This window comes from Lentibacillus saliphilus, assembly GCF_019093865.1.
Lineage (GTDB): Bacteria > Bacillota > Bacilli > Bacillales > Amphibacillaceae > Lentibacillus_B > Lentibacillus_B saliphilus.
Map to the genome: position 1 here is coordinate 16,522 of NZ_JABJXD010000006.1, position 13,733 is coordinate 30,254.

Annotated in this window: 13 protein-coding genes; 8 read left to right on the top strand and 5 right to left on the bottom strand. The window is 40.0% G+C overall.

The genetic code is table 11. From position 1 onward, the window contains the following. The first annotated feature begins 479 nt into the window (after positions 1-479). Together HPC67_RS10850 and HPC67_RS10855 are read left to right on the top strand one after the other, a co-directional pair. Positions 480-1,751, top strand: coding sequence for a RidA family protein (locus HPC67_RS10850; RefSeq protein WP_217587779.1), 1,272 nt, complete (start codon positions 480-482; stop codon positions 1,749-1,751). Positions 1,752-1,995: 244 nt separating this feature from the next. Beyond that, entirely contained in the window at positions 1,996-2,445 is a 450-nt protein-coding gene (locus HPC67_RS10855; RefSeq protein ID WP_217587780.1) for a hypothetical protein, read from the top strand. A 229-nt stretch (positions 2,446-2,674) separates the two neighbouring features. Here HPC67_RS10855 and HPC67_RS15890 read toward each other — a convergent pair whose 3' ends face one another. Beyond that, the gene (locus HPC67_RS15890) at positions 2,675-2,806 is read right to left on the bottom strand and encodes a hypothetical protein (protein ID WP_281417520.1); all 132 of its coding nucleotides are present in this window, start codon (positions 2,804-2,806) and stop codon (positions 2,675-2,677) included. Between the two features lie 156 nt (positions 2,807-2,962). Between HPC67_RS15890 and HPC67_RS10860 the strand changes: the two genes are divergently transcribed. Continuing rightward, a complete protein-coding gene (locus HPC67_RS10860) occupies positions 2,963-3,352 on the top strand; it encodes a hypothetical protein (protein WP_217587781.1) in 390 nt (129 codons plus the stop codon). Between the two features lie 109 nt (positions 3,353-3,461). Here the strand turns inward: HPC67_RS10860 and HPC67_RS10865 are convergent, their stop codons facing one another. Then, on the bottom strand, positions 3,462-4,205 hold the full coding sequence (locus HPC67_RS10865) for a hypothetical protein (protein ID WP_217587782.1): 744 nt from the start codon (positions 4,203-4,205) through the stop codon (positions 3,462-3,464). A 146-nt stretch (positions 4,206-4,351) separates the two neighbouring features. Between HPC67_RS10865 and HPC67_RS15895 the strand changes: the two genes are divergently transcribed. Beyond that, complete coding sequence (locus HPC67_RS15895) at positions 4,352-4,795, top strand: CotY/CotZ family spore coat protein (protein ID WP_217587783.1); 444 nt, start codon at positions 4,352-4,354, stop codon at positions 4,793-4,795. 164 nt (positions 4,796-4,959) lie between these two features. Here HPC67_RS15895 and HPC67_RS10875 read toward each other — a convergent pair whose 3' ends face one another. Beyond that, complete coding sequence (locus HPC67_RS10875) at positions 4,960-5,844, bottom strand: hypothetical protein (RefSeq protein ID WP_217587784.1); 885 nt, start codon at positions 5,842-5,844, stop codon at positions 4,960-4,962. Between the two features lie 287 nt (positions 5,845-6,131). Here HPC67_RS10875 and HPC67_RS10880 point away from each other — a divergent pair, with 287 nt between their 5' ends. Further along, positions 6,132-7,823, top strand: coding sequence for a methyl-accepting chemotaxis protein (locus tag HPC67_RS10880; RefSeq protein WP_246570001.1), 1,692 nt, complete (start codon positions 6,132-6,134; stop codon positions 7,821-7,823). A gap of 202 nt (positions 7,824-8,025) precedes the next feature. Beyond that, a complete protein-coding gene (locus HPC67_RS16010; RefSeq protein WP_425514318.1) occupies positions 8,026-8,103 on the top strand; it encodes a putative holin-like toxin in 78 nt (25 codons plus the stop codon). Between the two features lie 248 nt (positions 8,104-8,351). Here the strand turns inward: HPC67_RS16010 and HPC67_RS10885 are convergent, their stop codons facing one another. Further along, positions 8,352-9,704: a sodium-dependent transporter gene (locus tag HPC67_RS10885; protein WP_217587790.1), complete on the bottom strand. Its 1,353-nt coding sequence runs from the start codon at positions 9,702-9,704 to the stop codon at positions 8,352-8,354. Between the two features lie 379 nt (positions 9,705-10,083). Between HPC67_RS10885 and HPC67_RS10890 the strand changes: the two genes are divergently transcribed. Together HPC67_RS10890 and HPC67_RS10895 are read left to right on the top strand one after the other, a co-directional pair. Continuing rightward, positions 10,084-11,385, top strand: coding sequence for an acetamidase/formamidase family protein (locus HPC67_RS10890; RefSeq protein ID WP_217587792.1), 1,302 nt, complete (start codon positions 10,084-10,086; stop codon positions 11,383-11,385). Positions 11,386-11,734: 349 nt separating this feature from the next. Then, entirely contained in the window at positions 11,735-12,916 is a 1,182-nt protein-coding gene (locus HPC67_RS10895; protein ID WP_217587795.1) for a hydroxymethylglutaryl-CoA synthase, read from the top strand. Between the two features lie 105 nt (positions 12,917-13,021). On the opposite strand, the gene chbG is transcribed toward HPC67_RS10895, so the two are convergent. Beyond that, positions 13,022-13,720, bottom strand: a complete 699-nt coding sequence (chbG, locus tag HPC67_RS10900; RefSeq protein ID WP_217587797.1) for a chitin disaccharide deacetylase — start codon at positions 13,718-13,720, stop codon at positions 13,022-13,024. Positions 13,721-13,733 lie beyond the last annotated feature (13 nt).

Consider the following 13,733-nt stretch of genomic DNA (forward strand, 5'->3'; position numbering starts at 1 on the left):
ATTTTTAACAAGATACCCTTAAAAGAAATTAACGTTTAAGGTGTTTTATTATGTCCACATATACCAACAAATACAAACTTGGCATCAAACAATGTATAGCCAATCGGTTCGTGGGCACTACTAAAATATAAGCTTCAGTATAAAGAGCATCGAGGAATGCACCTAGCGCGATCGCCACTTCTGAACGAGAATATGTGAACGTTTATCGAAAGATCTGTTGCTGAACTCGCGCGCATTTTTAGAAAAAAATTACTGAAAGCGTAGTCTAAACGAGGAAAGCCTGTTATAATTGGCACCTACAGTAATCACAGGAGTGGTTACCAACTCACCTTCCTCAGCAAAAAACAAGTAGTAAAGCCTGGGTATAACTCGGATGCGAGCTAAACCAAGACATCACTTGCTCAAAAGTGAGCTAGGTTTAGCGGGTTTTTGCGGTGTGGAATTTGGGTTAATAAATTCATCTAGTAAGGGAGACTATCATGAGCGGCTATAACACAGTATTAGGAAGAAATACGGAAAATGCACCAAACGAAAACGGTCTATATTCACAGACTGTAGCTTTCTCTCACTACAATAATCTTTCAGCTCAATTACCAATTGAACCGAAATCGGGCAAGTTGGTAGCTGGTGGAATAAAGGAGCAGGCTGAACAGTGCTTTAAAAATATTAAGGCGATTTTAGACAGCATCGATCATGTTATGAATGATGTTGTTCGGATCACTGTATTCGTTACGGATATTAAAGACGTTGACGCTGTAGACGAGGTTTATAAGTCATTCTTTACAACTTATGTTCCTACACGTACGGTAGTCGCAGTGGCAGCTTTACCAATGGATGCTTTGGTACAAGTTGAAGCACTTGTTTCAAATGGTGAAGGTACAATTCCAAACGCGCCACAAGCAGGCGATCTCATTAAGCTTACAAATAACACAGCAAATGCACCAACATGTGCTCTATCTACACAAACTGTGTCATTTTCTCATTACAATAATCTTTCAGCTCAATTACCAATTGACCCTAAAACAGGCAGACTGGTAGCTGGCGGTGTAAAAGAGCAAGCTGGACAGTGCTTAAAAAATATTAAGGCCATTTTAGAAAGCATCGACGTTCCATTTGACGATATTGTTAAAATCAACGTCTTCCTTAAGGACCTATCCGATATCGATGCCGTAAATGAAGTTTATACAACATTTTTCCCAGACTCAGCTATCGCTAGAACTGTAGCCTATGTCCCTGCACGGACAACGGTTGAAGCTTCAGCTTTACCGATGGATGCTTTAGTCCAAATTGAAGCAGTCGTTTCACACGGAGATGGTACACCGCCACAAGCTGTTGAAGACAGACATGGACTTGTTATCTGGGCAAACAACACTGACGACGCACCAAAGGATTCACTATCTACACAAACTGTAGCATTTTCTCATTATAACCACCTTTCAGCTCAATTACCTTTGGATCCAAAAACGGGTGAAATGGTAGCTGGCGGTGTAAAAGAGCAGGCTGAACAGTGCTTGAAAAACATCAAGGCAATTGTAGAAAGCATCGACCACGTTATGGAAGATGTTGTTAAAGTAAATATCTTCGTTAAAAACATCGCAGATATGGATGCTGTAGATGAAGCTTACAAAACATTCTTCCCAGGCGGCGTTCCTGCGCGGAGAACAGTTGGCGTATCAGCTTTACCTAAAGATGCTTTAATCCAAATTGATGCAGTTGTAGGAAACGCTGAAGGAACACCTCCTAAAGCATAATAAGTTATTGTAACTGCTTATATTGAAGACATAAAAGAAAGCTTTTCATGAGTTCATTGAACTTTTGAGAAGCTTTTTTGTTTATTGCTTTAGAATATATGATTACTGAATTCAGTGAATGACTGTCCGGTTAAAAATGTTTTTTGTTTGGAAAGTAGGAGTGTCAGACGAATTATTAAAAAAGTTTTGCGAAACATTGATACTTTTTTTTTTTTTGATAAAATTAAAGTGATTTAGAAACTTGATGCTTTCTAAATTGTATGAATATATCGAAGGAGGTTTTACTATTCAAAAAAAGATCTTAGGTGCTTCAGCAGTGATTTTAGGAATGATCATTTTACTTTTTTTATTGGTTGGGGACTACTATGACCTTCAAAAAGAGTTAGAAAGAGCATCAGCAGAAATGAATCCCCTATTCATATTAATGTCTTTGTGGGCGTTCTTATTCGGTGTATTGATGGAATGGAAAGGTTTAAGTTACCTTTTGAAAGGACAGTTTAAGTTTAACTGGAAGCTTCTTATTCCAACAGTGATATTGTCTGTTTTTGTTTTTATACCGAATAGCTATTGGGTGAAATGGTATGGGGTATCACAGGATTTTTACCCTAACATCTTCTTTTTACCTGAAACACATATGATTTTAGCCGTTTTAGCCGGAACGATGTTGGTTCGCTCTTTTACAGACAATAAGTAAAGCACTATCTTCATAAATATCTTTCCACATACGTTATTATTTTGGGAGATACGTTTTAAAGTTTGCTACGATGATAAAACACACTTCAAGCTGAGGACGCTCTTCAGTTTTTATATTTTTTTCCTATGAAAATCCGTTTTTAACATAACAGTGAACACCGTCTTATAAGTTGATTCACACAGGCATGACGTTAATAAACCTGTGTGAATCGCTAATCGAAGAGGACTTACTATTTTTTGTGTTTAGTCGTTTTTTTGCTCTGGGTTGTTTCAGCTTCAGGCTGGTCATCATAATAGGGCGCATCAGGGTTGTACAACCGGTATTCATTGGCGGCATCTTTTTTTGGGCGTTTTTTTGACATGTTTTCACCTCCGTCATGATATGTTCTAGCTTTATGAACTGGAGAATCCTTTCAAAAAGTATGTTCTCCTGTTTAACGAAGCGGTATACAGACGATAGGAGGGAAAATGTTATACGTACCGACGTAATCATATGGACAAAGAGTGGGGGAGAAGGGATGCATACCAGAAAGATAATAGGTGTTCTGGCTTTTGTTGTTTTTATAGTTGTTACAGGATTTTCTTTATATAAATGGGTGAGGTTTGGAACGATAGATGGTGGTTCTATTTTTTTGAGCTTTTTAAGTTTAGCTTATTTTTTCAACTGGATGACGTGGGGAAATGTTGAAGGCCCGAGGGAAAAAGATGAATTAGACCAACATATTGAACTTAAAAGTGCAAAGATAGGCTATTTCGCTTTAATGATTTTATCGGTATTTGTTTTATTCGTTTTTGATGGTGTATCCAATTTTAATGACATTGAAAATTTCCCTTTACTGATCGTGGTTGGTCTTACATTTGTAACATTGCCTATTACGGAATTTATCTACTCAAAAAAGTATAAATAACAGAAAGAGGACGCTGTCGTGTAACCTTTTCGAAAGCGTCCTTTGTCATATAGTGATGTCTTTGTTCGGTTCACAGGAAAAAAGATGTTCATACTCATATTAATGCAGATTACTCTTTTGATTTCTTAACGCATATTTTAATGACATCTTTTCCGGTGTGACTGAAGGCTAATGTTTCGCCTTCATCTCCTTTTCGAAAGGCCGATTCATAGCTGCTGACTTCACAGATAATGTCCTGCTTAGTAATGATATAGGATGGATTGGGGTGTTTGGTGTCAATTTCAATTAAGCAATGAAATGGGATCTCGTCAATAATTGTTTTCCCACTCGCCTTAGGTGTATCATATGTGATGATTTTACGCAATTTACCTTGGATGACGATGACCTCATCACACGTTTTATCAATGACTGCATGCACTTCTTTTTGAACGGATACGGTTCCTTTTATGGCTGGTGGGACAAGCTGTGTTTGATGTTTGACTAATTCAAAACAGCATAGCTTCTTTTTAGCTGGTGGTCCAGGTGGACCGGGTGGCCCCGGAGGTCCAGGCGGTCCGGGTGGGCCTGGTCGCCCAGGCTGTCCAGGAGGCCCGGGAGGTCCTGGTCGTCCAGGCTGTCCAGATGGCCCAGCAGGCCCCCGTGCACCACGTGGTCCTTGCTCACCTTTGTCTCCCTTTTCGCCTTTTTGTCCTTTTTTTCCACGCTTGCCAGGGGGACCGATACAATTGCATTTGTCCTTACAATCACAGTGTTCATGGCTTTTATGTGCCTCTTTTTCATCTTTTTCTTCTTTTGCCTGTTTGGCTTTATGCGCTTCTTGTATTTCCCGAAATTTCTTAGACTTGGCCGCCACCCTAATTCGCCTCCTTTGCTGTACCCGTTATTATGTTATGTAACAGAATCGTTTATTGTTTCAATGAATTTAGGTTGTTCATCTATACGGCTTTATGCCCCATGACATAAGATGTACTGATAGACTATTCGGAGAGGAGGGATGATGTGAGCGAAAATCATAAAAAAACATATCCAACAGATGCATATGATTGTGTTTGCGATACCCTTCTTTCTATTCAACATGCCCAGAGAAAAGCGAAAGCATCAAAGCAAGCGCATAATGGATATATCCCAATCATGCTGCAGACGCCTTATGGGCATCCATTTATGACATTTGGATCTGTAGGGAAAGATGATTGTTTCGTAACTGTATTTTTTAAAGTGAAGGCAGTTGATTGTAAGCAGCAATGTGCCACACTCATTTTGCTTCGTCCGAATCAATCGATTATTAATAAAGAGACAGAGGACGTGGAATGGCAGGACATTTGTGCAGTAGATTATGTAACAGAAACCGATGAATGTATAACCGTTAAACTGGATTGCTATAATGCTGTAAAATGCTTGTCGCCATCATTCGGTATTTCTAGTGAGGGCTATAAAATGACGTGATGGAGAACCTCGGCATTTTTATTTTTGAAATGTCGCAATTTACTTTTAACGTATGATCGACCAGTTTATTTGACTTTATAATAACGTTACATGGAGAAAACCTATCTAAAAAAGATAGGTTTTCTCCATTGTTAAATGTTGATCATGCATATAACCCTCTGTTGTTACCCACAGAATGGAAATCCGTCATCTGCAAACGCACCTTGGTTAAAGGCGGTCAGTATATCAATTGTGTTTGCTGGTACAGGACCAGGATTGTCTGGATCCGTTGTAGCAAAATAATCATCTGCTGTTTCAATGGCAGTTGCAACGGCTTCTGGAGGCTCTACAGTCTCGCCTTCATTAACACTGCAGCGCGTAATATTTAATTTTGCTGCAAGTAGCTGTCGACGTAGTTGGTTGTATTGTGGTGGCGGACCTGTCTGAAGGATCTCTCTAGCACGTTCAGGAGTGGTCACAATTTCCGTGAACATGCCACCTGGTGTACCAATGGTCTGCGGCAAATACATTAAATACTCACTATCTGGAATAGTCTCGTTGCGGTCCATCCAAAACCCGATTGTATTTGTACAACATTCACCAGGCTCTGGTCCTGACTCTCTCCTGCGCACACATACTTTAAGAATGTCTTTTTCGATCAATTTATAAGCGACTTCCTCTTCTTCCCCGGTTTCTGTGTTAGTCCGCATCCCAAAGTTGTTTAATTGCTCAAAAACAGTGCCAAGGACTGTACAGCCAACAACTTCAAAATCCTCAGCATCGCCTTCATTAACATCCTCACGGTCAATCATACACTGAAAACCAATTTCATCTCTTCTGATTGTACCAGGCTCAGGAATACCGAGAGAATTAAGTGCATCATACGTAATGGTTTTTATGAGTCTCCCACCGACAATAACCTTTTCCGGTACAACACCTTCGATCCAGGCTTCGCAGACGCGATTGACATCGACAGGGTTGGCTGTAATAGCTGGTTCTACAAGCTGTGTTTTATGGTCAATCATGATTTGGCAGCATGATTGAGGGTTAATAAGCAAAAAATTAGCCATTCATTAGACTCTCCTTTCTTATATGGTTCACTATATAAATATGTCGCGCTACATTCGTATGGTTGTAGATTTGTCCTATGTGTTTCGTTTTTAAGTCATTACACTATGTATTAAGTGTCAGGTGTAAAATTTACTGACATTTATCTCTAACAATAATAGTGGAACTTTAGAACCATACTTTGTGAAACACTAAACAAAAAGACCTATATGCCGATAAAAAATAGTAGTATTAAGTTATGACTTAACATGTCTTAATGCCGCATATTTTAACAGACAGGAGATACACCATGAGAAAGTTATTTCAGTTTAAAAGTATTAAGACAAAGATTCTTGCTGGTTTTACAACAATTATTATGTTCGTTTTCTTACTGAGTTTACTAACGTATCTAGCTTTTGAGGAAGTCAATAAGCAGACCGTAGAAATCGTTGATAAACAGGTTATGCTGATGATGCTTAATGAGGATTTGACATATAACATGTCAGAGATAAGGTCATTTGTTCGAGGGTATGCTTTGTTTAATGATGAAGAGAGTAAGCAGACAGCATACGAGCTATTAGAAGAAAGTAAGGAAATTAACAAACGCATGGAAGAGGTTGCAATCACAGACGTTGTTTTTGATTTGTTGGAAAAGAAAAGCCAGTGGACTGCAATGATGGAAAAGGCTTTAGAGGAAGTAAATGATCATCGCGATAAAGCCGCCTTACGTACCTTGGAGTCGGCTGCACCTCTATCACATGATGTTATTGAAGGTTTCGAGCAATTAACAGACGAAAAACGGAAAAATGTTGAAACAGGCGGTGACTTAGTTATTACCGTTGGAAAGGCGTCGAATATTTTCATCATGGTTATTTCGGGGTTAGTTGTTGTAATTGGGGTTGTCATTGCATTACTCACATCAAGGTCAATTGTTAAGCCGATCAAAGCTGTAATGAATCGGATGACTGCACTCGCACAGGGAGATTTAACACAAGAACCCCTTTCTGTAGATACAAAAGATGAAACAGCTGAGCTTGTAAAAGCGACAAATACGATGAATGAAAATAATCGTGAATTGATTGGACGTATCAAGGAAGTTACTGAAATCGTTTCGGGGCATAGTGAAGAATTAACCCAGTCTGCCAATGAAGTGACGACAGGAACAGAGCAGGTTGCGGTAACGATGCAGGAGCTGGCAACAGGCGCTGAGACTCAAGCAACGACTGCAGGCGATTTATCTACTGTTATGGGAACATTTGTAGAAAAAATTGATGCAACGAATGAACAAGGGAATCAGATTGAAACGTATTCAAATGATGTTTTAGATAAAACCAATCATGGTGGTCAGCTCATGCACCTTTCAACAGAGCAAATGGAGAGAATCAATCAGATTGTGAAGGATTCTGTGGTAAAAGTAGAAAGTCTCGACAGTCAATCACAGGAAATTTCCAAGCTCGTATCGGTTATAAAAGATATAGCCGATCAAACGAATCTTCTTGCCTTAAACGCAGCAATTGAAGCGGCACGTGCTGGGGAACAAGGTAAAGGATTTACGGTAGTAGCGGATGAAGTGAAAAAACTTGCCGAACAAGTTTCGGATTCAGTCAATGATATTACAGGAATCGTTAACAATATTCAAAATGAATCAGACCTTGTTTCTACCTCTCTAAAGGCTGGATATGAAGAAGTAGAGCGTGGTACGGAACAAATTCACGCTACTGAACATACATTTAATGAAATCCGTGATGCGGTTACTGAAATGGTCGTTAGCATTCAACATGTATCTAACAATTTGGATGAGCTCGATGATAATACTCAAAAAATGAACGCATCAATGCAGGACATCGCAGCAATCTCAGAGCAATCAGCTGCAGGTATTCAGCAGACAGCAGCCTCCGCCCAGCAGACGAGCAGCTCTATGGAAGAAGTCGCTAAAAGCTCTCAGCAGCTCGCAAAAGTCGCTGAAGACCTAAGTGAAATGATTGGGAGATTTAAGCTTTAAGAAGGAATATATAGTGGTATCGGAGCTGAACTTTGGAAGGTCAGCTCTCTTTTACATTGTCTCTCATCTAGAAAAAATGAATCAAATGCTTCATTTAGAGCGCGGTTATTTATGCTATAATACAGGACAGTATGATAGGGCTTTCATGGGTGGTGGCTCACTTTCCTTTCTTGCTTTTATCCAAGAAGGGAGGTGATGCCTAATGACAGTTTTTGAGTCACTGGTTCTGATGCTCTCTTTTGGAGCGTTAATCGTGTCCATTCTGTCAGAAAAAGAATAACCACCCTTGAGCCTGGCAAGCAACGAGGGTGATTAAGTCATCTGATATTGTGAGTCGCCCCCTGAAGGGCTATCGTACACGTGACCGTTCCATGTATCAGCATGGGCGGTCTTTTAATATGTTATGCGCTTCTCTAATTAGAGTATACCTTATTTCAGTCGGAAAATAAACACGGCTCCATAGCAAGTATCACGTCGCACCATAACCGACATTTTCAGACATAATCCGGAGAGTGCCAGGCACCCCCATCAAAACTTCCATACACCTGTAACATCTAGAAATACGATGATAATTGCAATGGGCACGATGTATTTAATCATTAAAAACCATATGGCGAATATGCGTTTACCAATGGTGGAGCCCATACTCAATTCCTCTAGCAAAACTGTTCTTGGAATTTTAAACGCTGCAAAGATGGAGATCGCCAGTGCCCCGAGTGGCATGAGTATATTAGAAACGAGATAATCAGATAGATCAAACATCGTTTTGCCAAAGATCGTAAAGTCACTTAATACGCCGTAAGATAGTGCGGCCGGAATACCTGCAAGGAAAATGCAGATGCCAACAATCCATGTTGTTTTTCTGCGTTTTTCACTTTTCCCTTTTGTTAGCGCTGCAACAATGATCTCAACCATCGAAAACGCAGACGTGAACGTTGCAAATAAAAACAGCATAAGGAAAATAAACAAGAAGCCGACACCGAAAGGCATTTCGTTAAAGACTGCTGGTAACACGATAAATAATAGGCCAGGTCCTTCTGTTGGTTCAAACCCAAATGAAAACACGGCTGGGAAAATAGCCAGCCCGGCTAAAACCGAAATGAAAATATTCATTAAAACAATTGTAAAGGCTGATTTAGACAAATCTTCTTTTTTAGATAAATAAGAGCTATACGTCACCATAACAGACACACCGACACTTATTGAGAAAAAGGATTGTCCCAGTGCAAATAGTATTGTTTTTGAATTAAGGCTTGAAAAATCCGGATATAAGAAAAAAGAAATGCCTTCACTAACGTTATCTAATGTTAAAGAGCGGATGATTAAAATGATAAAAGCAATAAATAAAGCCGGCATCATAATTTTACTTGCTTTTTCAATGCCTTTTTGAACGCCCTTAGAAACAACAATAATTGTAACGACCATAAAAATAAATTGCGCCACAATACTCATGTATGGGTTGGCGATGACGTCGTTAAAGAGTGCACCATATTCAGTTTCCGCTAGTCCAGTTAGCTGACCTGTGATCGTTTGAAATAAATAAAGCAGGATCCAACCACCGACAACACTGTAAAACGATAAAAGAATAAAACAGGTTATCATTCCAAGAATTCCGATGTAATGCCATCTTGAGTGAGGTGCAAAAGCTGTATAAGCCCTAATGGCGTCTTTTTGTGAGCCCCGACCAATAATAAATTCAGCAAGCAAGATCGGCATTCCGATAAAAAGGGTGAAAATCATAAAAATGAAAAAGAATGCGCCGCCCCCTGAAACGCCTGCGATGTAAGGGAACTTCCAAATTGCTCCTAGTCCAATTGCCGATCCAGCAGTTGCTAATATAAATCCAATCTTCGAGGTCCATTGTTCTGTAGGTTGTTTCATCGAAATCTCCTTGTCCATTTATAAGAGTTAAATAAATCTATTATATTGAATTTGTAGTGGAATTAAAAGTGTAAATGTGAACACTGAGAAAATAATGATGGTTAATACGTCTTCATGTGTAAAGTTTTTTGATATTAACTGGGGTTCAAAACTTAAACAAATGCCCCCCTATAAAAGTCAGCAAGGTAGCCAGCAGCTTATAAATGGGATAGGCTTAATTTAACCGTCATAGTGATCATTATGACATTGTCCATTATGATTAAAAAAAGCAACATCCTCAAACGCGTACTAAAATTCTGTCCGTCATTTCTTTGGTCTAATATAATATCATGTATTATACTTAATGTAAGCGTTTAAATAATTTGGGGAGGCTCTTATGATGACTGCGAATCAAACAATTTATGTGAACGAATTCACGAATGGTATTTTGGATCCAAATGAAGAAATGCTAGGTCCAGTGAAAGATGGTGGTCACATCATAGCGAATACGGCACCTGGGTGTTGGGGACCAATGATCACACCTTGTATTCGTGGTGGGCATGAAGTTACAAAACCTGTAATGATTGAAGGCGCAGAGGTTGGGGATGCCATTGCAATTCGAATTAAATCGATTGCAGTGACCTCGATTGCAACGGCATCTGGGAATGATCAGCCGGTAGACGGTCGGTTTTTAGGTGATCCATTTGTCGCTGTAAAATGTCCTAATTGTGGAGAGTTGTATCCAGAAACGAAAATAGAAGGTGTTGGACCTGAAGCGATTCGTTGTAAAAATTGTGGGCAAGATGTAACCCCATTTGTGTTTACAAATGGTTATACGATTGCTTTTGATTCAAATCGAAAAGTGGGTGTCACGTTAAATAAACAGGCTGCTGAGGCAATCGCTAAAGATGGTCATCACTATATGTCGACACCGGAAAACTCAGTGCAAAACCCAATCGTCACATTTGCGCCCCATGATATGGTTGGAACTGCTGCGCGTCTGCGTCCGTTTTTAGGTCAGCTCGGAACAACGCCATCTAGACCATTACCAGATTCACATAATGCAGGTGATTTTGGCCAATTTTTAATAGACGCGCCTCATGAATATGGTTTATCCAAAGAAGAATTAGAAGATAGAACAGATGGTCATATGGATATTAATAGAGTGCGGGAAGGCGCTATATTAATTTGCCCGGTAAAAGTTAAAGGTGGCGGTGTCTATATCGGTGATATGCATGCGATGCAGGGCAATGGTGAAATTGCCGGACATACAGCTGATGTGGCAGGTATTGTTGACCTGCAAGTAAAAGTTATTAAAGGGCTTACCATCGATGGACCAATGCTGTTACCAGTTGCGGAGGATTTACCACATTTGGCAAAGTCTTTAACAAAAAAGGAAAAAGAAGCGGCATTAAACGTTGCTCAACAGTGGGGCGTTGAGGAGATTGAAGATTCACTGCCAATTTCCTTCATAGGCACGGGTGCAACGCTGAATGATGCAACAGACAATGGATTAAAACGTGCTGCTGATGTTTTAGGCATAGAGGTTGCTGAAGTGATGAACCGAGCAACAATTACGGGCTCTATTGAAATTGGTAGGAATCCAGGCGTTATTACCGTTACAATGCTAGTTCCGACGAGATATTTGGATCAGATTGGTTTAACAGAAATGATTAAAGAGCATTATCATTACGATGTTTAACGATGATCGATACAATAAAGGCTACGATTGTTTAACAGTCGTTTAATTGGCTCAATCACTTTTAAAAATGATCACACCATATCTATTATGTTGTGATCATTTTTTCTTTGAAAGATTGTACTCATATTGGAGGTTTGAATGTACATTGCGTTGTTCTAAAGCGCTTATGAACGAGAAAAAGTGGTCATAAGATAAAGTGCTTTACGTAAATCGACAGGCTCTTCCCTAAGTAAAGTGGTTGTTTTACAAATCGTAATGTACTATTATAGCGTTATTCACCATTAATGTCTTATCTTGTGAATCAACTAACAAATAGACGCTGTATACAGCACCGAAAGGGGAAATCATCATGAAAATAGGCATAGACAAGGTCGGTTTTTTTGCGCCACATCTATACCTTGATATGACGGAACTGGCAGAGGCACGTGAGGTTGATCCGGGGAAATTTACGATCGGCATTGGTCAAGAAAAGATGGCGGTGGCACCACTTACACAGGATCCTGTAACGATGGCTGCGAATGCTGCTTGGGAGATTGTCGATGATGTCGATAGAGACGCGATTGATTTCGTTATTTTTGCGACGGAATCTGGTATTGATCATTCGAAATCAGCTGCGATATATGTGCATCAATTACTTGGACTCAAGCCTGGTGCACGCTGCATTGAAGTGAAGCAGGCTTGCTACGGGGCTACGGCTGCCATTCAAATGGCAAAAGGACATGTGGCACTGCATCCTGATCGTAAAGTGCTTGTTCTTGGCTCGGATATTGCGAGATATGGTTTAAATACTGGTGGTGAGGTCACTCAAGGCGCTGGAGCTGTTGCTCTATTAATCGGACAAGATCCGAAAATAATGGCACTTGAGGATGATAGTGTTTATTTAACGGATGACATTATGGACTTTTGGCGTCCTGTCTATTCAGAAATGGCTTTTGTTGATGGTAAATTTTCTAACGAACAGTATTTATCGTTCTTTTCCCGTGTTTGGGAGCAATATAAAGTCCAAAACAACTTAACATTAAAGGATTTTGCAGCGATTTGTTTTCATTTGCCTTATACGAAAATGGGCTTAAAAGCTTTGCGAACCGTACTTGAAGAAGGTGACGAAGTTGTTCAGGAACGTCTGCAAGCAAATTTCCAAAAAGGTCAAATTTATAATCGAAACGTCGGAAATATATATACAGGCTCGCTTTATTTGAGCGTGCTGTCTCTGCTTGAACAACAAGACGATCTGTCTGCCGGTGACCGAATTGGTCTCTTTAGCTACGGTTCTGGAGCGGTTGGGGAATTCTTTAGCGGCATTTTGCAGCCAGGCTACAAGACCCATTTACATGTGTCAGCACATGATGCATTATTTGCGGCGCGACAAGCATTAACCGTTGCGGAATATGAAGAGATTTTCCAAAGCGGCTTGCCAACGGACGGATCGGCAATGGAGCTTAATATTGATCTCGATCCTGCGCCAATTGTTCTGGCAGGTGTGGAAGATCATATGCGGAAGTATGTGAATAAGGCTAGTGAGGGCATGTGAAGACTGTTGAACTAAAAAAATAGCATGAAGCTTTGTGTGTAAAAAAGCCTGATAGATGGACGGGAAAACCGTCAATTCTATCAGGCTTTTTTTTATGACATTGGCTTATACTATATTTGCCCAATCAGGAACATTTAAGCTGGTGAGTATGGCAAGCTCCTCTTCGCGTTTTTCTAAGTAGGAGCTGATCTCTTGCAAATCTTGATCAACGTATGCAGGATGGGTCATGACCTCAACAGAAGCAGTATCAAGGGATTGGAGGCGATTAAAGATCTTATCGTTAACACCCTGTTCATAAAAATCGGTATAAAGCGTTTCTGTCAAAAGCAGCTGATGCTCATCTTTTAAACTATCTACATAGCGCACTTTAACATTGTACTGTTGAGCTAGGTTAATGACGATATCTTTTAGTGGTGGCCAGCCATGAACATGGTGATGGCTATCAATGTGGTGAAGCTTTAATCCTGTTTCCAAAAAAGCTTCAATCTGATGCATCCACTCTTTTCGAACCGCCTCAACGTTTGGCGGCTCCATGCTGGCGAACGTATTTTTGAATTTAAACAGACCATTCTCATCTACGAGACTTGTGACATCATTAGAAATCGGCTTTCCCCACGTTAGAACGAGATGAATGCCAATCTTTAATGAAGGATGTGCTTTTGCTTTACGAACCGCATAATCAGTTGCGCGACCATTCATCATTAAGGTTGTAGCTCCGACGACGCCCTTCGTATGTGCATGGATAATTCCATCCGTTACCCCTTTTGTTAAACCGAAGTCATCTGCATTAAATAGCACTTTCATATGTATGCCCCCC

What these genes read in the sequence shown, in the direction of transcription:
- HPC67_RS10855 (WP_217587780.1), top strand. Translation starts at nt 1,996, where the DNA reads ATGCTTTCTAAATTGTATGAATATATCGAAGGAGGTTTTACTATTCAA.
- HPC67_RS10860 (WP_217587781.1), top strand. Translation starts at nt 2,963, where the DNA reads ATGCATACCAGAAAGATAATAGGTGTTCTGGCTTTTGTTGTTTTTATA.
- HPC67_RS10850 (WP_217587779.1), top strand. Translation starts at nt 480, where the DNA reads ATGAGCGGCTATAACACAGTATTAGGAAGAAATACGGAAAATGCACCA.
- HPC67_RS10885 (WP_217587790.1), bottom strand. Translation starts at nt 9,704, where the DNA reads ATGAAACAACCTACAGAACAATGGACCTCGAAGATTGGATTTATATTA.
- HPC67_RS10880 (WP_246570001.1), top strand. Translation starts at nt 6,132, where the DNA reads ATGAGAAAGTTATTTCAGTTTAAAAGTATTAAGACAAAGATTCTTGCT.
- HPC67_RS16010 (WP_425514318.1), top strand. Translation starts at nt 8,026, where the DNA reads ATGACAGTTTTTGAGTCACTGGTTCTGATGCTCTCTTTTGGAGCGTTA.
- chbG (WP_217587797.1), bottom strand. Translation starts at nt 13,720, where the DNA reads ATGAAAGTGCTATTTAATGCAGATGACTTCGGTTTAACAAAAGGGGTA.
- HPC67_RS10875 (WP_217587784.1), bottom strand. Translation starts at nt 5,844, where the DNA reads ATGGCTAATTTTTTGCTTATTAACCCTCAATCATGCTGCCAAATCATG.
- HPC67_RS15890 (WP_281417520.1), bottom strand. Translation starts at nt 2,806, where the DNA reads ATGTCAAAAAAACGCCCAAAAAAAGATGCCGCCAATGAATACCGGTTG.
- HPC67_RS10890 (WP_217587792.1), top strand. Translation starts at nt 10,084, where the DNA reads ATGACTGCGAATCAAACAATTTATGTGAACGAATTCACGAATGGTATT.
- HPC67_RS10895 (WP_217587795.1), top strand. Translation starts at nt 11,735, where the DNA reads ATGAAAATAGGCATAGACAAGGTCGGTTTTTTTGCGCCACATCTATAC.